This is a genomic window from Rhodococcus sp. NPDC019647 (genome assembly GCF_044389235.1).
In the GTDB taxonomy this organism is placed as follows: Bacteria; Actinomycetota; Actinomycetes; order Mycobacteriales; family Mycobacteriaceae; genus Rhodococcus_F; species Rhodococcus_F oxybenzonivorans.
On sequence record NZ_JBIRXS010000047.1, the window covers coordinates 16,312 to 34,571 of the forward strand.

An 18,260-nucleotide genomic window follows, 5' to 3' on the forward strand; every position below is an offset into this window, starting at 1 on the left:
ACCTGCGTCAGTGTGGCGGGGTTTCGCCCAGGGCGGTGCGGCAGCGACTGAGGTAGCCGCGGAACGCCTCGCGCTGGCGCACGTTGAGCTCGCGCACCATGTGCTCCTCGAGAGCGCAGATCTCGGTGTCGTACTCGGTGAGAAGTTGGTGTGCTTCGTCGGTGAGGTAGGTGAACATGCGGCGGCGGTTGTCGGGGTCGACCTGCCGGGTGACCAGCCCGCGGCGTTCGAGGGCGGCGAGCATCTCGCCCATCGTCTGGGCCGTGACGAACGAGTTGCGGGCCAGCTCCGCCGACGACAGCCCGCCCCGGCGCCGCAGGACCGTCAGCGCGGTGTACTGCAGGGCGGTCAACCCCAGCGGCCGCAGGATCGTGTCCATGCGGGCGCGGATGGCCAGCTCCACCTGCTTGATCGCGTACAGCAACGTCGGCGCGTCGACGGGCAGGTCGGTACCGACGTCGTCGGTCCGGTCGGTCGTGACGGTCATCGGCGTGTTCTCCCCGCGTCGCATGCTCGAGGCCGACGGTCACCGACCTCAGGTTTCCTGACCATCTTAGATCGTCCCCCGGGCCGCGCACAGGACCGTGATCCCCGCACATGCTCTTGGAAGACGCATCGGCTGAACCCTTTTCGGTCTGCGATGCAAACTCTTTCGACCTCCCACCCACGTAGACAACAAGGAACCCTGCCAATGTTGGCGGGTTCACTGGAAGCGAAGGCATAACCATGACCGTCACCGACGACACCGTGAGCATCACCCGCCCGCAGATCGGGCCTCGCCAGCTGTTCATCGACGGACAGTGGTGCGAATCGGGCAGCGGAACACGGACCGATATCGTCGACCCGTCCACCGGGCAGGTAGTGACCTCGGTCGCCGAGGCGACCGCGGAGGATCTCGACGTCGCCGTACGGGCGGCCCGCGCGGCATTCGACGACGGCCGCTGGTCCGCGCTCTCCGGTCGCGAACGCGCCCGGATCCTCAACCGGGTCGCCGAACTGGTCCGCGAACGCGCCGACGAGATCATCGCCGTCGAATCCGTCAATGTGGGTAAGCCGGTGTCGCTGTGCCGACCGGTCGACGTACTCACCACCGCCGAGCAGTACGAGTACTGCGCCGCCCTCGCCCAGACCGCGGGTGGCTCGAACCGGGAGACCCCGCTCAACGCGCACGCCTACACCCGCCGTGAACCACTCGGTGTCGTCGGTGCGATCACCCCGTTCAACTTCCCGCTGATCCTGAGCAGCTCGAAGATCGCCCCCGCCCTCGCAGCGGGGAACAGCGTCGTACACAAGCCCGCCGAGGACACCCCGCTCAGCGCCCTGCTGATGGCCGAGATCCTCACCGAAGCCGGTGTTCCGGCCGGTGTGGTCAACGTGGTGACCGGTAAGGGCTCGACCGTCGGCGAGGCGCTGCTGCAGCATCAGGGCATCGACAAGATCGCGTTCACGGGCTCCACCGCGATCGGCCGGCACGCCGCGAGCGTGGCCGGTCAGAACCTCAAATCGGTCACCATGGAGCTCGGGGGCAACGCCGCGCACATTGTTTTCGCCGACGCGGATGTGGAGAAAGCGATCGGGGCGATCATCAAGGGATTCGTGTTCAACACCGGCCAGTTCTGCATGGGCGGTCCGCGTCTGCTGGTCGAGCGGCCGCTCTACGAAACGGTCCTGACCATTCTCGGGGACGCCGTTCCCGGGGTGCCGGTCGGTGATCCCTTCGACCCGAGCACCGTTGTCGGGCCGATGGCCGCGGACAAGCACGTCCGCAAGGTCGAGGAGTACGTGCAGATCGCCCGCGAGGAGAACGCCCGGATCATCGCCGGTGGTGAGCGCCTGGACCTGAGCGGCGGGTTCTATTACAAGCCCACCGTCATCGCCGACCTCGCCAACTCCTCCCGTGTGGTGCAGGAGGAGATCTTCGGGCCTGTGCTGACGGTGCAGCCCTTCGACACCGAGGACGAGGCGATCGCCCTGGCCAACGGCACCGAATACGGTCTGGCGGCGGGCCTGCAGACCGGGACCGTCGCCCGCGCGCACCGGGTGGCAGCGAAGCTGCAGGCGGGAATCGTCTGGGTCAACGACTGGGCGATGCTCGACCCGGCTGTGCCGTTCGGCGGTGTCAAGAACTCCGGGTTCGGCCGCGAGTACGGCCCCGAGGCCCTCGAGTCCTACACCAAGGTCAAGTCCGTCGTCATCTCCCTCGACTGACCCCCGTCCCCCCTTCTTCTCCCAGGAGTAGTCATGAGCACCACCACAGCCGCTGTCGTCGAAACCGGCGGCGCCGAGTTCACCCTCTCGTCCGTCGAACTCACCGAACCGCAGGCCGGTGAAATCCGGGTTCGCCTGGTCGCCGCGGGCCTGTGTCATACCGACCTGGGCGTGGCCTCCGGTGCCCTGCCCTTCCCGCTGCCCGGTGTTCTCGGGCACGAGGGCGCCGGCGTCGTCGAGGCGGTCGGGGCGAACGTGAGCACGGTCGCCGTCGGTGATCACGTTCTGCTCTCGTTCAGCTCATGCGGTGCGTGCGGGAACTGCCGCGACGGGCACCCCGCCTACTGTGCGACGTGGTTGCCGCTCAACCTGATCGGCGGTGCCCGCGCCGACGGAACCAGCCCGGTCAGCCGCGGCGGTCAGCCCCTCGGCGGCCACTTCTTCGGCCAGTCCTCGTTCGCGCAGCACGCCATCGTCGATGAACGCAGCGCGGTCAAGGTTGATCCCGACGCCCCACTGGATCTGCTCGCCCCGCTGGGCTGCGGTGTGCAGACCGGGGTCGGGGCGGTGTGGAACGTGCTCGCACCCAAGCCCGGGCAGACGATCCTGATCACCGGGGCCGGGGCGGTCGGGCTGTCGGCGGTGATGGCCGCCGCCCTCACCCCCGCGGCGAAGGTGATCGTCGTCGACCGTGTTCCCGAGCGGCTCGACCTCGCCCGAGAACTCGGTGCCACCCATGTGGTCAACGCCACCGAAGTCGACACCGCCGAGGAAATCGCCAAGATCACCGCCGGCGCCGGGGTCGACGGAGCCGTGGAAACCACCGGCAACGTGGGGGTGCTGCGCACGGCGATCGACGCCCTCGCCCCGCGCGGTACCGCCGTCATCGTCGGCGCCCCCGCCTTCGGCACCGAGGTGCCGGTCGACGTCAACGCCATGATCCCCGGCCGCAGCATCGTCGGGTTGACCCTCGGTGACAGCGAAACCCAAACGCTGATTCCGGTCCTGGTGGACCTGGTGCGCTCGGGGCGGTTGCCGATCGACCGTCTGATCACGCACTACGCGTTCGAGGACATCAACACCGCCGTGTCCGACATGGTCGCCGGCACATCGATCAAGCCGGTCCTGCGGTTCTGACCGGCCCGGACCCGAGTTCATCACGACAGGAGCCGAAAACGTGGATCCGACAGGGAAAGTCGCCGTCGTCACCGGGAGTGGGCCAGACCTGGTTCCGGCCTACACCCTCGCAGGGTTGACCGTCATGCCCGCACCGGCCCCGGGCCGCGCCCGGCGCGCACAAGGAGCGCACCGTGCCCGCTGACATCACCGCCGCCGACACCGGCTTGGGAAGCTGGCCGCGGCGACGCGCCCGCATCACTCCCGACCGTCTCGCCCTCACCCACCGGTCCCGATCGCTGACCTACGCCGAACTCGCCGACCGCGCCGCCGCACTCGCATCGGCGTGGACGGCGGCCGGCGTGCGGGCCGGAGACCGGATCGCCTACCTCGGTCCCAACGACCTGCCCGCCTTCGAATCGTTGTTCGCCAGTGGACTGTTGGGTGCGGTGTTCGTCCCGCTCAATACCCGCCTGTCCCCGCGCGAGATCGACTACATGCTGCGCGATGCGGGGGTGACGGTGCTGGTGTTGGCGCCGACTCACCATCACATCGCGGCGAGCCTCGGGCACGTCCCCGACACAGTCCGGCAGGTCCTCGCGCTCGATCCGGTCACCTGTCCGCTGCCCTGCACCGACTACGAGCAGTTCCTCGCCGGCGGTGACCCGGCCGCGAACTTCTCGGCCGTGGGATTGAACGATCCGTGCCTGATCCTGTACACCTCTGGCACCACCGGCACCCCCAAGGGCGCCGTCCTCACTCATGGCAATCTGACGTTCAACACGCTCAACCAACTCGCCCACATCGATGTGCTCTCCACCGACCGGGCACTCGCACTGGCACCGATGTTCCATGTCACCGGACTCAACCAGGTCACGTTGCCGACCCTGTTCAAGGGCGGAACGGTAATTCCGGTGCAGCAATTCGACGCCGGCGAGGTGCTGGCGACCATCGCCGGCGAGTCGATCACCAGTTTCTCGGCCGTGCCGACCATCTTGCAGATGCTCTGTGAGCACCCCGATTGGGACAGCACCGACATCAGCTCCCTGCGTTATCTGGTCTACGGCGGCTCCCCGGTCCTCGAGCGGGTCGCCACGGCATGGCTGGACCGGGGGGTGCAACTGCTGCAGGGCTATGGGATGACCGAGGCCGCCGCCGGGGTGTACATGGCTATCCCCGACGGAGCGGCCGAACACCCGGTGTCGGTCGGCTTTCCCCACTTCTACACCGATGTGGCCCTGGCCTCGGAAGAGACGGCGACACCGGTGGGGCCGGGTCGCTCGGGTGAACTGCTGGTACGCGGCCCGAACGTCTTCGCCGGGTACTGGAACCGGCCCGAGGCCACCTCATCCTCGTTCACCGGCGACGGATGGTTCCACACCGGCGATGTCGTCGCCACCGCCGACGACGGGTGGACCTCGGTGGTCGACCGGGTCAAGGACATCATCATCTCCGGTGGCGAGAACATTTACCCGGCCGAGGTCGAAGCGGTCCTGTCCCGGTATCCCGGTGTCGTCTCGGCCGCGGTCGTCGGGGTCCCGGACGCCAAGTGGGGTGAGGTGGGGGCGGCGTTCGTCGTCACCGCCGGTGCCACCGAACTGGACCAGGACCAGGTCAACGGGTATCTCCAGGAACATCTGGCCCGCTACAAGATTCCGAAAACCTTCCGGTTCGTCTCCGAGATCCCCCGCAACGCCACCGGCAAGATCCAGCGGGCCCAGCTGCGCGACCTCGCGGCCGCTGACCCTACCGCCGCCCAGCTGAACACTCGATGAGAGGACACCGGATCATGCCCACCACCGTCACCACCCCCAAGGAACTGCTCGACCTGGTCGGCCGCGACCTCGGTGTCAGCGAGTGGCTCCCGGTCCCCCAGTCCGACATCGACAAGTTCGCCGACGCCACCCACGATCACCAGTGGATTCACACCGACGTCGAACGTGCCAAGACCGGACCGTTCGGGGAGACCATCGCCCACGGATACCTCACCTTGTCCTTGCTCATTCCGTTGTGGTCAGAACTTTTGGTCATCGAAAACCTGTCGGTGGCAGTCAATTACGGTCTCAACAAGGTCCGGTTCCCGGCGCCGGTACCGGCCGGGTCGAAGGTGCGTCTCGGTGCCACCGTAGCGGCGGTGGAGGAAGTCAAGGGCAACGGGTACCAGGTCACCGTGACCGGCACGGTCGAGTGCAACCGCTCCGACAAACCGGTCGTGATCGCCGAGATGGTGTACCGCTACTACGCCTGACCGACGGCCTGGCCGACATCCAGGCCGAATCCCGAGATTTCGCCAACCAGGATGGCGGGAGGAGACATTCGTGACCGCGACGCTGAACGGTGTCTTCAGCGATGCCGAGTTGTTCTCCGACGCGGCATTGAGCAACCCGTACCCGTTGTGGGAGCGGATGCAGGAACTGGGCCCGGCGGTTTACCTGCCCCGCCACGACATGTGGCTGCTGACCCGCTGCGAACAGGTACGGGCCCGCAACCCGATCGACCACCTCGACTTCGGCTCGGGCGCTTACCTGCCCCGGCCAGGATCTGGCCGTTCTCGTCGTCGGCGCAGTCGTCGGGGCCCTGGCGAGACGGTGCCAGACCCTCACCCCCGCCGGGCCCGCGGTACGGGCGCTGAACAATCTGACGCGGGGTTTCGCCCAGCTGCCCGTCCGGGTGAGCTGAGAACGGTCACCGATTGTCGGCCGCGGCGAAGCCTCGGGGTCGATCGGTCAGCTGCCGATCCGTCAGCTGCCACCGGTGTAGTACAGGGCGCCGCGGGTCGACAGAGCCCGGTGGGGCCCGGACCGCAGGGCCTCCGAAGGGCTTTCGCCGAACATTTTGCGATATTCGCCGGCGAAGCGGCCCAGGTGGTTGAAACCCCACCGGTAGGCGATCTCGGCGACACCGGTCTGCTCCGGGTCCGCGGCAAGTAGTTCGGCGCGAACACGGCGCAGCCGCAGATCGCGCAGGTACCGCATCGGGGTGGTCTGCAATGAGGTTTGAAAACCGTGTTGGAGTGCCCGCAAACTCACCCCGACCGCGGCGGCGATTTCGACCGCTGTCAACGGCTCGTCGATGTGCGCCTCGATGTACTGCTTGGCGTGCTCGACAGCCGCCGGGGCGGCCGGATCGACGGCGGCGGCCAGCTGGGCGCTGTAGTCGTGCCGCGCCGCCAGGAGCAGGGAGACGATCACACTCTGCGTCAGCGGTGCCACCAGCAGCGGATGGCGGTAGAGCGAGTCGGCGTTTCGGAGTTGATCGGCAAGGGCCTGCAGCACCGCCCACCACTGGTGTCCGTGACCGGAGGTGATGTCGAGGGCGAGCTCGAACGCGATCGGAGCACGGACGGATTTGCCGACGAGCAGTTCGAGTTGTTCCTCGACGGCGCGCCGGTCGATCTTCACCGCGAGCATCCGGCACGGATCATCGCCCCAGCCCTGGAGCACCGACCCCCGGTCGGCGCGATAGATCGCCGCCCGTGACGGCGTCGCGATCACCCGGTCGGCGCCCGATCCGGTTTTGAGCTGACCGGTCACCGGCAGATTCACGTGATAGGCGTCCCCGAGATTACCGGTTTCGATCTTCACCTCGGTGTCGTACGAGAGCCAGCCCATCGTTACCGGGCCCATCTCCGCCGCGTCCAGACGCATGCTGAACTGCTGGGAATCACCGAGCACCCGCACCGAATGCGGATAGTAGATCTGACCACCGAGCGCACGCGCTTCGTCGACATCGCGACTCACGGCCGATACCGAGGTCGAACCGCCCTCTGGGATGGACATACCCCAATGAGACCAGAGTCACAGAACAATAGCAAGGTTCCCTTATTGTTACCGGTCGCGGCATTCCTGCGTTTTGGGGACAAATCGCAGCGCATAGCGGATCGACGGCGTCCTGCGTCCCAGCCCACACTTATTGACATCAGGTGGTTTACATCACATCTCACCCGTACATATCAAGGAGCGCGAATGTCCGTGCAGCAAGAGAGCCCCGCGGTGAGTACGACGCCGGACGGTTGTCCCGTCTCGAGCGTCACGCACAGCCCCACCGGGTGCCCGATCTCCCATCAGGCCGCCTCCTTCGATCCGTTCCGCGGCCCGTACCAGGTCAACCCCGGTGACTCGCTGAAGCTGGCCCGCAAGGAAGAGCCCGTCTTCTACAGTCCCGTCCTCGACTACTGGGTCGTCACGCGCTACGACGACATCAAGAACATCTTCAAAAATCCCGAGCTGTTCTCCGCGGCGATCACCCTCGAGCAAATCACGCCGGTCAGTGAGGAAGCGATCGAGATCCTCGACCGCTACGACTTCGCCCCCGGCCCGACCATCGTCAACGAGGACGAGCCGATTCACACCGAGCGCCGGCGCGCCTTGATGGCACCGTTCGAGGCCGAGCAGGTCGAGAAGCTGGCCCCAAGGATCACCGAGGTCGTCAACAAATACGTCGACCGGTTCGTCAAGCGCGGCACGGCCGACCTCGTCGACGACCTGTTCTACGAGGTGCCGTGCATCGTCGCCCTGATCTTCCTCGGAGTTCCCGACGAGGACATCGAAACCTGCCGCCAGTTCGGCATGCAGCAGACCCTGTTCACCTGGGGACGCCCGCCCGCCGAGGAACAGAACCGGGTCGCCACCGGAATGGGACAGTTCTGGGAATTCGCCGGCGGCCTGGTCGAGAAGCTGAAGCAGACCCCGGACGCGGACGGGTGGATCCCGCACGCCATCCGTGTCCAGCGTGAGAACCCCGAGCTGATCACCGACAACTACCTGCAGAACATCATGATGAGCGGCATCCTCGCCGCCCACGAAACCACCACCAACGCCTCCGGTAACGCCTTCCGCACCCTGCTCGAGAACCGCCTCGCGTGGGAAAAGCTCTGCAACGACCCCACGTTGATCAACAAGGCCATCGAGGAGTGCCTGCGCTACGCCGGATCGGTCGTCGCCTGGCGGCGGATGACCACCGACGACACCACGGTCGGCGGCGTCGAAATCCCGGCGGGCTCGCGGATTCTGATCGTGACCTCGTCCGCCAACCGGGACGAGTCGATGTTCCCGGAACCGGACACCTTCGACATCGAACGCCCGAATGCGCGCCGCCACTTGACGTTCGGCCTGGGCAGCCATACCTGCATGGGCGCAACCCTGGCCCGGCAGGAGATGCGCATCTTCATCGGTGAACTGGCCCGCCGCCTGCCGCACATGCGCCTGGTGGAGGGACAGGAATTCACTTACCTGCCCAACACCTCCTTCCGCGGCCCCGAGCACGTGCTCGTCGAATGGGACCCCGCCCAGAACCCGGTCCCGGCCGACCGCCCCTGACAACCCCTCGAGGACAGATCATGTACCGCGTCACCATCGCCTACGGGCAACCCACCGACACCGCCGCGTTCGACGAGTACTACACCGGCACCCACCTGCCGATCGCCGGCAAGATCCCCGGCGTGCAGCGTTTCGCCGGTGGAAAGTGCGAATCGCTCGACGGGAATCCGCCCGCCGCGTACCTCCTTGCCGAGATCTTCTTCGCCGACAAGGACGAGGCGGCCGCCGGGTTCGGGTCCGAGGAAGGGCAGGCAGCCGCCGCCGACATCGCCAACTTCGCCACCGGTGGAGCCACCATCTATTTCAGCAACGAAGACATCACCATCCCCTGACCGGTCCCCCGGTCGATCCCACTGATGAGTCGACACGCCTCACCAGCACCCCTTCTGCGAAAGGTTCGACACCGTGCCCAGTTTCACCCATGAAAGCGACCTCTACACCTTCGTCGGCGGCATCTTCGAAAAGGCCTACCAAGACCCCGAGCTCGGCCCCAAGCTGTCCGCCACCGGGGCGGTCCTGCTGGTCAAGTGCACCGACCCCGACAGCGAGGTCGTGCTCGACATGCCGAACAAGAAGGTCTATCCCAGCACCGCGGACAGCCCGGTCGCCCCGAACGCCACCATGCGGATGAACACCGACACCGCCAACCGGTTCTGGCAGGGCAAGGTCAACATGACCCTCGCCATGGCCAAGGGCCAGGTCAAAACCGAGGGCGCCATCATGAAGGTCCTCAAGCTGGTGCCGAGCACGAAGTCGCTGTTCCCTATCTACATCGACGACCTCAAGAACGCCGGCCGCGACGACCTCCTCGTCTGACCCGACCTGGCAGGCGATCCCCCACGTACCATTTCGAAAGCGAGCGCAAGACATGCCCACCATCACCTACGTCCATCCTGACGGGACCAAGCAGGATCTCGATGTGCCTGCGGGTAAGCGGATCATGCAGGCCGCGATCGGTGCCGGCATCGACGGCATCGTCGCCGAATGCGGAGGACAGGCGATGTGCGCCACGTGCCACGTCTACGTCGACTCCGCGTGGGCGGATCGCCTGCCGCCCGTCGAAGACGACGAGGACGAGATGCTCGAGGACACCGTGTGCGAGCGCACCTCCGAGAGCCGGCTCTCCTGCCAGATTCCGGTCACCGACGACCTCGACGGTCTGGTCGTCCGCCTCCCCGAAACGCAGGTGTGACCATGGCTGACTCGGTGGTCATCGTCGGAGCCGGTCAGGCCGGGTTCGAAACCGCGACCTCACTGCGGTCGAAGGGTTTCGACGGCGATGTCACCATCATCGGTGACGAGCCGGGTGTGCCGTATCAGCGCCCGCCCCTGTCGAAGGCCTATCTCAAGGGCGAACCCGATCCCGAATCGGTGGCGCTGCGGCCGCTGGACTACTTCGCCTCGCACCGGATCGATCTGCGCTGTTCCTACCCGGTGGTCGACATCGACCGGACCGGCCGCAGTGTCGAACTGGTCAACGGCACGAAAGTCGACTACGACCACCTGGTGCTGGCTACCGGCACACGGAACCGGGTTCTGCCCGTCCCCGGCGCCGACCTCCCCGGTGTCCTGTACCTGCGCACATTGTCCGAAGCCCAGGAGCTGGCGGCGACGATCACCTCCTGCAGCTCGGTCGTCGTGGTCGGAGGTGGCTTCATCGGCCTCGAGGTGGCTGCCGCCGCCCGCGGACACGGCGCCGAGGTGACCGTCGTCGAAGCACTGGAACGGCCGATGGCCCGCGCGGTCAGCGAAACCATCTCCCGTTTCTTCACCGACGAGCACCAACGGCACGGCGTGCACTGGCGCCTGGGCACCGGGGTCACCGAAATCGTCGACAAGGGCGGCCGCGCTGCGGGTGTGCGCACCAGCGACGGCGACGTGGTCGATGCCGACCTCATCGTCGTCGGGATCGGTGTGGTCCCCAATACCGAACTCGCCGACCGCGCCGGATTGGCCGTCGACAACGGCATCGTCGTCGATCTGCATCTGCTGACCGAGGACCCGGCGATCTCGGCGATCGGGGACTGCGCCTCCTACCCGAACACCGCCGGCACCGGCCGTTTGCGGCTCGAGTCCATCCAAAATGCCGTCGACCACGCCCGGTGCGTGGCGAATCGACTGGTGGGCAACGACTTGCCCTACCAGAGTGTTCCCTGGTTCTGGACCGAGCAGTACTCGAGCAAACTGCAGATGGCCGGGCTGGTCACCGGGTACGACCACACCGTGGTGCGCGGCTCGATCGACGAGGGTGCATTCTCGGTGTTCTGCTTCGCCGGGGACCGTCTGCTCGGCGTCGAATCGGTGAACCGCACCCGCGATCACATGGCCGCCCGCAAACTCCTCGCCGCCGGCAAGACACTCACCCGCGACCAGGTCGCCGACGAGACCGTCAACCTGAAAGCGCTCGCCTCCGTCTGACGGCGCCTCCGGCGCCGGAGGTCTGACGGGCGGGCACCGGAGGGTCGCGGTAAGAGGACACGGAGAACGAACTCGGCGCACTCTGGAGCTTGCCGCAGATTGTCCAGAAGTTGAACACTCGACGCTCGTGATCCCGATCACTATGAGTGCGCCCAAGATCCACGCGAACGAAGGAGTTCTCGGAACGACGATGTTTGTTCGGTTCACCGTGTGCGTCGATGTGGGTGCGCAGTCACTCGACAGGCGTCAGGTGAGACGAGGAAAGTGCGGAGTGGGACCTGACCACCCGGATCCGAGGTCGCGTTGCCTTCCGCGGCCCGCAGTCACAGGTCAACGATGCCAGCGCGATTTACCGCGGTCAGACCGTTGACCAGACAATGCACGCTCAGTACATGCGGTGCTGCACGCCGCGCAATCGGTGTGCGATCACGCTCGCGCGGAAGCCTGAAGGGTGTCTGCCGATGCGACGTCTGCGTTCTCTCACTTCGATTGGCCCAGGGGTAGTTCCCTTTTCGTTCACACCCGCTGAAGAAGACAAAAGGAGTTTTCGGATGAGTCATCCGTTTTTCTCGCAGGAATGGTGCGACGCCGCCAAGGCCGTCGGTAACGCCAACGAGGTGATGTACCAGGGTTTCAAGGATCCCGCGACATTCACCAACCGAATGGCCTTCGGCACCCTCGGCCGCGAGGACCTGGTCACTCACGTCGAATGGAAAGCCGGACAGATCGTTTCCTGGACCCCCGCCCAGTTCGACGAGAGCGATCTGTGGGTGATCATCGATGCGGCTCTGCCGACCTGGCGCGAATGTGCTGAGGGTGCGTCGGAGGGCAAGAAACTCCTGATGGCGGGTCAGTTGAAGCTGGTGAAGGGGCCGATCACCGCGGCGATCGAGAACGCGAACGCCTTCAACAGCTTCCTCCGGTCGTGGGGGCAGGTCGATACCGACTGGAACGTGTGACCCTCTCCAGCATCGCGTCGTGCGGGTCTCGCCTGCAGATCGAGGCGAGACCCGCACCGACGTAGAGCATCACCCTTCTGCCCCTGAAAGGCCCCCGCCATGACAACTGTCACTCCTACCGGGTACCCCGTCATCCTCTACGATGGGCCGGAAGCAAACGGCGTCGCCACCATCGTCGGCACGCTACTCGGTCAGAATTTCGAGAGTTTTCCCGAACGTGTGAAGTTCGCGCGCAAAATTCCTCGGCCGATCACCATCGTCAGTACCGACACCGAGACCGCGTGCACCATCGTGTTGGGAACCGACGCGGCGGTGGTGTTCAACGATGTCGTCGGCCGGCCGAGCGTGACCGTCTATGCCACCGTCGACCAGATCCTCGACGTCTCACAGCTGCCGATGAAGGCGGGCGGGTTGATTCCGGTGGGCTTTTTCACCAATCGCGGCTGGCGGGTGCTCAAGGAGATCGCGACCCGCAAGCTCGTCATCAAGGGCCTGCTGACGCACACGGTGACGGCACTGCGGATCATTGCCCTTGTCTCGGTGGTCGACTGATGACCGCACTGTCCGGACGCAACCGTCACAGCGCCGCGACGAGTTCCGATGATGCCCCCACCGATCCGCATGGATGGCCCGTGCCAGACGCTCAGGGTGAGGTGCCCGAGCAGTCGGTCAGGGCATCAAAAAAGACGAACATTGCGCGCGCGGTGGTGGTGGCCGCGTTGATTCCGCTCGGAGCGTTCTACCTCGGTCCCCGGGTGTACAACCTGACCGCCACGCCCTATCGGCTCGATCAGGCAGTGGTCTCGGCCAACAACTACAACCCGGCCTTGACTGAACTGGTCGAGCACGAGCAGGTTACGCTGTCGGCGTTCACGGCTCTGGACAAGATGGAGGCCGCGCTGGCCAGCGTGCACGCCACCGATGCTGCAGTCGACGCCGAGCTCACGACGTTGACCGGCCAGATCACCGGTGATCTCCAGGCCACCCTCAACCTTGCCGGCACGAATGTCACCGAACTCGTGACGTCGCTGGACACCCTCACCGCGCACGTCAATTCGCTGCAATCGCCGGTCGACGGTGCCACCGCGGCGCTGGCCGGCAACACCGCCGCCATGGACGCCATTCTCGCCGACGCCCGCGCGACCGCGCAGCAGGTGCACAGCGCTCGACTGTCCGCAGAAGAGTCCGCCAACGATTTGTCCGGAAAGTAGGGAACAAGCAGTGATTTTCTTCGGACGACGCGGCGGGCCCGCCCGCATGGTCCTGTCGATCGTGGCGGTCGGCGTGCTGAGCCTGTTCGCGTTCGTGATCTTCAACCTCAACAACCGCCTCGACAACCAGCAGCAGGTGAACGTGACCAGCATTGCCGCGTCCGAGGACATCGTCGCCGTCAACGACAAGCTCACCGGGGAACTGCGGCAGCTGACCGAGCTGACGCACACCGCACGCGGCGCCCTCGACGCCACCGCGGCATTGGGCCCGCTGTTGACCAGACTCGACGAGGCGATCAGCCCTGCCGCGCAGATGCTCTCGAGCAACACCTCCGGCGCCCAGATGACCAACGAGCAACTGGTCAACATCCAAGCGATTCTCGGTGAGGTGCAGAACACCGTCCTGCCGCTGGTGTCCTCGGCGCAGGCGTTCGGGGATCAGGGCACCCAACTCCTGGCCGTGGTGCAGGCCTTGGTCACGGACCTGCGCAGCTCGGTGGCGTCGGTGCAGACCATCAACCAGATGCTGCCGCTCCCGGGCTGAGCACGACCTCTGCCCCACCCCTTCCCGTTCCTACTCCTGTTTGGACATACTCGATGAACCAGGGCTACGACCCTTCGCCCGAGGACTTCCCCGAGCACACCCACGGTGGCCACGACGGGCCGGCCGCGTCGCCGAGGTGGCGGAAAGTGGCGCTGCGGCGGCGGACGGACGTGCCGACGTCGATGATCTCCACCTCCTCCGGGTACGCGGTGGCCACCGAGTGGCTCGGCCGCGTCGCCGCGGTGCTGGCCATCGTGCTGTTCGCCATGGTGATGATGACCATCCACAAGGGCCTGCAGGTACAAGACAGCGCCCGCAGCACCGTGGACAACTTCCGGATCACCAACGAATTTTTCTCCCAGCGCACCGACATGACCGCACCTGCGACGGCCCGCGCCCAGCTCGACGAGTTGACCGGCATCCTCACCCAACTCAACACCGCCGCCGCCGCCGATGTCGATCATCTGGCCGCGTTGCTGCCGGACGCGCAGGCGCTGGTCGCCGCCGGACAGGGCGACACCCAGATCGCGCAGCAACTCGAAACGGTGGCAACCACGCTGCAGGGTTCGGCGGCATCGCTGCACGAGATCTCTGCCAATGCCAACACCACCGTGTCCTCGGTCGACGGCGAGTTGAGCCAGGCCATCGACTTGGTCAACCAACTCAACGCCGAACTGACCCGCACCAACAACAAGCTCGCGTTGGTGCCCGCCCAGGACGCCCTCATTCCCGCCCCGACCGGAGGACAGCGATGATCACGAAGAAACAATGGGTCACCGTCGTCCTCGCGGTCGGTGCCGCACCGGCCCTCGTCCTGTGTGCCGTCAACGGATTCGTCCCCGGACTCGACGATCTGAAGGATCCACTGGGCCGCCCGTCCGCGCTCAGCCAGGAGCTGATCACCTCCGCCGACCAATTGGACGAGCTGACGTCCATCTTCGTTCCCAAGCATGCGCAACTGTCCGCCGACATCCAGGCGCTCACCCCGCTCGCCGACGATCTGGAGACGCTGACCACCAAGGCGGGGGAGCTGCCCGGAAAGTCGATCACCGTCAATGCCTCCACCCGCGACGTGAGCACCATCGCCGGGCCCTTGCCCGACCTGATTGCCGCTGTCACCGCACACTCCGACCAGGCCGCTCCGACAGTGGGCGGGTTGTCCACCGCTGTCGGGTCGGTGACCACCCAACTCCAAGGCATCGAACAGAACCTGGGCACGGTGCAGGGCACCCTCGGTGAACTCGGCCCCCGAGGGTCGGCGATCGCGGCGACCCTGGCCAACATCGAAGAAGAAGCCCGGCACGTCCAGGCGTTCGGTCCCCTCCTTGCCGTAATCGGCCCGCCGGTCAACTCTTTGAACCTTCCGCCGCTGGGCGTGGCGCCCACCCCGACACCATGACCTCGCTCTTCTCGACGTACCCATCGAGAAGTGAGGGAGAGGACACCTTCATGTTCCGGCTTTCCTGGGCGATCGCCCTGGGCTTCACCATCGCCATGCTGGCGGGCATCCTGATCGTCACCCGCGACCTGAGCATCTCCAACGACATCTTCAAAGACGGTGTCGCCCAAGCAAGAATCGTGAACCACACCACCGACGAGGCGTTGGACGGGGCCGCGCAGTTGCCACCGGCGAACGTGGCCATCCACCAGGGCATGCCGCAGGTGGTCGGGGTGATCGACTCACTGACCCGCGCCGACGCCACCTTGGGGTCCCTCGGTGACCAACTCGGAGCCCTGTCGACCGCACTGCAAGCCGCCGATGCCCCGCTGCAAGGCATCGTGGCCGCCGGCCAGGGCGCCACCGAACAGGCAAACGCTGCCGCCGTCCCCGCCGAGTCGGTCGCCGCCACCCTCGTTCAGGCCGACGCCAAGGCGCGTGCCCTCGGCCCGCTGCTCGACCAGACCCTCGCCCTGAGCCAGACCATCGACTCGAAACTGCGGATCTCGCTGATCCTGCCGGTCATCGGTAACTGAAAACCACCGCCAACCTCGCTTGGCACCCGGAGAGAGGAGGACCCAATGAATACACGGCTGCACAGTGACATCGGGTTCCTGCTCTCGTGTGCGAGCGGCCGCACCGTGCGGCGAACGAACGCGGCCCTCGCTCCGACCGGTCTGTGCGCAGGTGCGTACGCCATTTTGCTGCTGGCCTGCGAACAACCTGCCGGTCTGACTCAGCGGGTCATCGCCGAATCCCTCGACCTCGATCCCAGCCAGATCGTCGCCCTGGTCCGGGACCTCGAACACAAGGGCCTCGTCACGCGGACGATGCACCCCACAGACCGGCGAAACAACCTGATTTGCAGCACAAACCAGGATCGGCGAGTCCTCGGCACGGCGGCGCAGCTGACCGCGAGCTTCTACACCGAGACACTTGCGCACCTTTCACCACGGCATACCTCGACGTTGCGCCGGATGCTGACCGCGATCAGCCTCGACGACGCCCCCGGCGACCACCTCGAGCACTGTGCGCCCGATTCGCCGCTGGTCCCGGGTGACTCCGGAACGGAACGAAAGGAATATCCGCGATGAGCACACCCGTACTCGGCAGCTCCCGCCACCGCTCCCCGCACCCCGCACCCGACACCGACACTGAGTCCCGCGGTGAGGTCGAGGACGACTACCCCCTGCGTCGGCCTCGCCACCATCACGAGCGCCGACGTATCGCGTGGCTCCGGTGGCAGGGAATGCACGAACTCACCGCCGAGGCACAGGACTTCGTCGAATATGCTCTCGAGTGGGCACCGTACGGGGGCGCGCCGACCGAGGAAACCTTCCTACGATTCGGCATGACGGGTGCCCGATTCACCGAGCGACTGTGGCAGCTGGTGCACGACGGGCAAATCAGCGCCGAACTGTCGGCGGTGCTGACCACCTCGTTCCCCACCCCGGGCCAGTCGCAGGCCACGTCGAGACCACCGAGAATCCGTGGCGCCGGAAACCGCCAACGCACCACCCGAGCCGCGACCGCGCGATGATCATGTCCACCCCGCCGTCCCCTTCGGCGCCGCTGCACACCCCCTTTCTCATGCTCGCTCGACACCATGGCCGGTAACCACGCCACAACGCCGCGACGCTGGTGGAAGATCACCAGCTGGCCCCTGCTGTGGAAGATCACCGTGGTGCTCGCAGTTCCTCTCGTCGTCGCGGTCAGTCTGGGAGGTTTGCGGGTCCAGACGGCGTTGCGCGAGGCCACCGCGTTCACCGAGATGGCCGCCGGCGTCCAACTACTGCCCCAGCTCGTCGCACTCGACAACGCCGCGGCCATCGTGGCCGGCACCCTGGCGCAACGCACGGTCACCGAGGAGATGATCGACGAGCTGGACACGACGGTCACCACCGTCGACACCGCCCGCCGGTCGGTCACCCTCGACCCGGCGGTGGCCGCCGCACTCGATGACGCTCTGGGCGTGGGGCGCTCGCTGAGCGGCCAAGCCAGGACTGGTCCCGTTGCCACCAGTGTGCTCACCGAGCAACGCGAAACCGTCCGGACCTCGTTGTCCACCGTGGTCGCGGCGATCGTCGATCCGATCACTGATCAGGACGTGGCCGCCCAGGCCAACCAGATCGCCGACATGTGGGCGGCGCAGCGCACCCTGTTCGAGCAGGGAATGTCCGTGGTCGAACTGACTGCGGTGCTGCGCGGTGAGTCGGCGACCGCGCCTTCGGCCGAGATCTGGAACTTACTGGCCACGCTGCGCACCGAATCCGCGCTGGTGGAGGGGCCGGCCCGCCGCTATCGCGCCGACGACCCGGATATCGCCGACATTCGCAGCCAGATCGACACCCGCACAAGTCTGCTCCGCGAATCCGTGGACCGGGCCCCCGGACAAGCCGTCCTCGACAACCTCAAGCAGTCGTTGTTCGCCAGCGTGTCCGCGTACACCGGTGCCGTGACGACCTCCTCGACCGAGCTCCGGGAAGCCGTGGACGCCAAATCCGCAGCGTTGCGCACCGCCGCCTGGCGAGACACCGCCGTGGTGGCCGGGCTGCTGTTCGGTGGCATCGTCGTGGCGGCCGTGGTGGCCGTGTCCCTGCTCATCCCGCTACGCCGATTGCGTACAGCCGCCCGACAGATCGCCCGTCACGACCTGCCCGCGGCCATCGAACGAATCAAGATCGGCGACGATCCCGATGCGGTGGCCACCCATCGCATCGACGTCCACACCGATGAAGAGCTCGGCCAGCTCGCCCGCGCCGTCGACGACATCCACGACCAGGCACTGCGATTGGCCGGTGAGCAGGCGCACCTGCGGCTGCAGATGCGCAGCATGTTCGAAACCCTCGCCCGCCGCAACAAGTCCCTGGTCGACCTGCAGCTCGAGCTGATCGAGAAGCTCGAACTCGACGAAAGCGACCCCTCCCGGCTGGAGCACCTGTTCCGGCTCGACCACCTAATGGGAGTCGATCAGCGAGCCTACGACAGGTAACTGCCCGTCCACGGCAGGCTGATCACTGAGCCGCCGGCCCGGTGAGCACTGTTCAC

Annotated in this window: 22 protein-coding genes; 20 read left to right on the forward strand and 2 right to left on the reverse strand. The window is 66.3% G+C overall.

Going from position 1 to position 18,260, the window contains the following annotated elements:
* Nucleotides 1-7: 7 nt before the first annotated feature.
* Complete coding sequence (locus tag ACH49N_RS37140; protein ID WP_358278138.1) at nt 8-487, reverse strand: MarR family transcriptional regulator; 480 nt, start codon at nt 485-487, stop codon at nt 8-10.
* 239 nt (nt 488-726) lie between these two features.
* Between ACH49N_RS37140 and ACH49N_RS37145 the strand changes: the two genes are divergently transcribed.
* Genes ACH49N_RS37145 through ACH49N_RS37165 form a run of 5 tightly spaced genes read left to right on the forward strand, consistent with a single transcriptional unit; the run spans nt 727 to nt 5,572 of the window.
* Nucleotides 727-2,208: an aldehyde dehydrogenase family protein gene (locus ACH49N_RS37145; RefSeq protein WP_358278136.1), complete on the forward strand. Its 1,482-nt coding sequence runs from the start codon at nt 727-729 to the stop codon at nt 2,206-2,208.
* 33 nt (nt 2,209-2,241) lie between these two features.
* Entirely contained in the window at nt 2,242-3,345 is a 1,104-nt protein-coding gene (locus ACH49N_RS37150) for an NAD(P)-dependent alcohol dehydrogenase (protein WP_358278134.1), read from the forward strand.
* A gap of 40 nt (nt 3,346-3,385) precedes the next feature.
* A complete protein-coding gene (locus ACH49N_RS37155) occupies nt 3,386-3,529 on the forward strand; it encodes a hypothetical protein (RefSeq protein WP_358278132.1) in 144 nt (47 codons plus the stop codon).
* The gene (locus ACH49N_RS37160; protein WP_358278130.1) at nt 3,519-5,099 is read left to right on the forward strand and encodes a long-chain fatty acid--CoA ligase; all 1,581 of its coding nucleotides are present in this window, start codon (nt 3,519-3,521) and stop codon (nt 5,097-5,099) included. The genes ACH49N_RS37155 and ACH49N_RS37160 overlap by 11 nt, the downstream gene beginning before the upstream one ends.
* A gap of 14 nt (nt 5,100-5,113) precedes the next feature.
* The gene (locus tag ACH49N_RS37165; RefSeq protein ID WP_358278129.1) at nt 5,114-5,572 is read left to right on the forward strand and encodes a MaoC family dehydratase; all 459 of its coding nucleotides are present in this window, start codon (nt 5,114-5,116) and stop codon (nt 5,570-5,572) included.
* A gap of 493 nt (nt 5,573-6,065) precedes the next feature.
* On the opposite strand, the gene ACH49N_RS37170 is transcribed toward ACH49N_RS37165, so the two are convergent.
* Nucleotides 6,066-7,103, reverse strand: coding sequence for an AraC family transcriptional regulator (locus ACH49N_RS37170; RefSeq protein WP_358278127.1), 1,038 nt, complete (start codon nt 7,101-7,103; stop codon nt 6,066-6,068).
* A 186-nt stretch (nt 7,104-7,289) separates the two neighbouring features.
* Here ACH49N_RS37170 and ACH49N_RS37175 point away from each other — a divergent pair, with 186 nt between their 5' ends.
* The 15 genes from ACH49N_RS37175 to ACH49N_RS37245 all read left to right on the forward strand — a co-directional run bounded on the left by ACH49N_RS37175 (nt 7,290) and on the right by ACH49N_RS37245 (nt 18,204).
* On the forward strand, nt 7,290-8,642 hold the full coding sequence (locus ACH49N_RS37175; protein WP_358278125.1) for a cytochrome P450: 1,353 nt from the start codon (nt 7,290-7,292) through the stop codon (nt 8,640-8,642).
* 20 nt (nt 8,643-8,662) lie between these two features.
* On the forward strand, nt 8,663-8,974 hold the full coding sequence (locus ACH49N_RS37180) for an EthD family reductase (RefSeq protein ID WP_019747335.1): 312 nt from the start codon (nt 8,663-8,665) through the stop codon (nt 8,972-8,974).
* Nucleotides 8,975-9,047: 73 nt separating this feature from the next.
* The gene (locus ACH49N_RS37185) at nt 9,048-9,458 is read left to right on the forward strand and encodes an SCP2 sterol-binding domain-containing protein (protein WP_019747334.1); all 411 of its coding nucleotides are present in this window, start codon (nt 9,048-9,050) and stop codon (nt 9,456-9,458) included.
* A gap of 52 nt (nt 9,459-9,510) precedes the next feature.
* A complete protein-coding gene (locus tag ACH49N_RS37190; RefSeq protein ID WP_358278123.1) occupies nt 9,511-9,834 on the forward strand; it encodes a 2Fe-2S iron-sulfur cluster-binding protein in 324 nt (107 codons plus the stop codon).
* 2 nt (nt 9,835-9,836) lie between these two features.
* Complete coding sequence (locus ACH49N_RS37195) at nt 9,837-11,060, forward strand: FAD-dependent oxidoreductase (RefSeq protein WP_358278121.1); 1,224 nt, start codon at nt 9,837-9,839, stop codon at nt 11,058-11,060.
* Between the two features lie 551 nt (nt 11,061-11,611).
* Nucleotides 11,612-12,019: a hypothetical protein gene (locus ACH49N_RS37200; protein WP_358278119.1), complete on the forward strand. Its 408-nt coding sequence runs from the start codon at nt 11,612-11,614 to the stop codon at nt 12,017-12,019.
* Nucleotides 12,020-12,118: 99 nt separating this feature from the next.
* Entirely contained in the window at nt 12,119-12,571 is a 453-nt protein-coding gene (locus ACH49N_RS37205) for a hypothetical protein (protein ID WP_358278117.1), read from the forward strand.
* Nucleotides 12,571-13,230 carry a hypothetical protein gene (locus ACH49N_RS37210; protein ID WP_358278115.1) on the forward strand — a complete coding sequence of 220 codons (660 nt, stop codon included), beginning with the start codon at nt 12,571-12,573 and terminating at the stop codon, nt 13,228-13,230. The genes ACH49N_RS37205 and ACH49N_RS37210 overlap by 1 nt, the downstream gene beginning before the upstream one ends.
* 10 nt (nt 13,231-13,240) lie before the next feature.
* Nucleotides 13,241-13,774, forward strand: coding sequence for a hypothetical protein (locus ACH49N_RS37215; protein WP_358278113.1), 534 nt, complete (start codon nt 13,241-13,243; stop codon nt 13,772-13,774).
* A gap of 53 nt (nt 13,775-13,827) precedes the next feature.
* Complete coding sequence (locus ACH49N_RS37220; protein WP_358278111.1) at nt 13,828-14,529, forward strand: hypothetical protein; 702 nt, start codon at nt 13,828-13,830, stop codon at nt 14,527-14,529.
* Nucleotides 14,526-15,173, forward strand: coding sequence for a hypothetical protein (locus ACH49N_RS37225; RefSeq protein ID WP_358278109.1), 648 nt, complete (start codon nt 14,526-14,528; stop codon nt 15,171-15,173). Before ACH49N_RS37220 ends, ACH49N_RS37225 begins: the two co-directional genes overlap by 4 nt.
* Nucleotides 15,174-15,223: 50 nt before the next feature.
* Nucleotides 15,224-15,748, forward strand: coding sequence for a hypothetical protein (locus tag ACH49N_RS37230; RefSeq protein WP_358278107.1), 525 nt, complete (start codon nt 15,224-15,226; stop codon nt 15,746-15,748).
* Between the two features lie 45 nt (nt 15,749-15,793).
* A complete protein-coding gene (locus tag ACH49N_RS37235; RefSeq protein ID WP_358278106.1) occupies nt 15,794-16,306 on the forward strand; it encodes a MarR family winged helix-turn-helix transcriptional regulator in 513 nt (170 codons plus the stop codon).
* A complete protein-coding gene (locus ACH49N_RS37240) occupies nt 16,303-16,752 on the forward strand; it encodes a hypothetical protein (RefSeq protein WP_358278104.1) in 450 nt (149 codons plus the stop codon). Before ACH49N_RS37235 ends, ACH49N_RS37240 begins: the two co-directional genes overlap by 4 nt.
* 66 nt (nt 16,753-16,818) lie before the next feature.
* Nucleotides 16,819-18,204 (forward strand): hypothetical protein, encoded by a 1,386-nt coding sequence (locus tag ACH49N_RS37245; RefSeq protein WP_358278102.1) that lies wholly within the window; start codon nt 16,819-16,821, stop codon nt 18,202-18,204.
* Nucleotides 18,205-18,260: the final 56 nt, after the last annotated feature.

Coding starts and splice junctions, on each gene's coding strand:
- ACH49N_RS37140 (WP_358278138.1), bottom strand. CDS start 487: ATGACCGTCACGACCGACCGGACCGACGACGTCGGTACCGACCTGCCC.
- ACH49N_RS37145 (WP_358278136.1), top strand. CDS start 727: ATGACCGTCACCGACGACACCGTGAGCATCACCCGCCCGCAGATCGGG.
- ACH49N_RS37150 (WP_358278134.1), top strand. CDS start 2,242: ATGAGCACCACCACAGCCGCTGTCGTCGAAACCGGCGGCGCCGAGTTC.
- ACH49N_RS37165 (WP_358278129.1), top strand. CDS start 5,114: ATGCCCACCACCGTCACCACCCCCAAGGAACTGCTCGACCTGGTCGGC.
- ACH49N_RS37170 (WP_358278127.1), bottom strand. CDS start 7,103: ATGTCCATCCCAGAGGGCGGTTCGACCTCGGTATCGGCCGTGAGTCGC.
- ACH49N_RS37175 (WP_358278125.1), top strand. CDS start 7,290: ATGTCCGTGCAGCAAGAGAGCCCCGCGGTGAGTACGACGCCGGACGGT.
- ACH49N_RS37180 (WP_019747335.1), top strand. CDS start 8,663: ATGTACCGCGTCACCATCGCCTACGGGCAACCCACCGACACCGCCGCG.
- ACH49N_RS37190 (WP_358278123.1), top strand. CDS start 9,511: ATGCCCACCATCACCTACGTCCATCCTGACGGGACCAAGCAGGATCTC.
- ACH49N_RS37195 (WP_358278121.1), top strand. CDS start 9,837: ATGGCTGACTCGGTGGTCATCGTCGGAGCCGGTCAGGCCGGGTTCGAA.
- ACH49N_RS37200 (WP_358278119.1), top strand. CDS start 11,612: ATGAGTCATCCGTTTTTCTCGCAGGAATGGTGCGACGCCGCCAAGGCC.
- ACH49N_RS37205 (WP_358278117.1), top strand. CDS start 12,119: ATGACAACTGTCACTCCTACCGGGTACCCCGTCATCCTCTACGATGGG.
- ACH49N_RS37210 (WP_358278115.1), top strand. CDS start 12,571: ATGACCGCACTGTCCGGACGCAACCGTCACAGCGCCGCGACGAGTTCC.
- ACH49N_RS37220 (WP_358278111.1), top strand. CDS start 13,828: ATGAACCAGGGCTACGACCCTTCGCCCGAGGACTTCCCCGAGCACACC.
- ACH49N_RS37225 (WP_358278109.1), top strand. CDS start 14,526: ATGATCACGAAGAAACAATGGGTCACCGTCGTCCTCGCGGTCGGTGCC.
- ACH49N_RS37230 (WP_358278107.1), top strand. CDS start 15,224: ATGTTCCGGCTTTCCTGGGCGATCGCCCTGGGCTTCACCATCGCCATG.
- ACH49N_RS37235 (WP_358278106.1), top strand. CDS start 15,794: ATGAATACACGGCTGCACAGTGACATCGGGTTCCTGCTCTCGTGTGCG.
- ACH49N_RS37240 (WP_358278104.1), top strand. CDS start 16,303: ATGAGCACACCCGTACTCGGCAGCTCCCGCCACCGCTCCCCGCACCCC.
- ACH49N_RS37245 (WP_358278102.1), top strand. CDS start 16,819: ATGGCCGGTAACCACGCCACAACGCCGCGACGCTGGTGGAAGATCACC.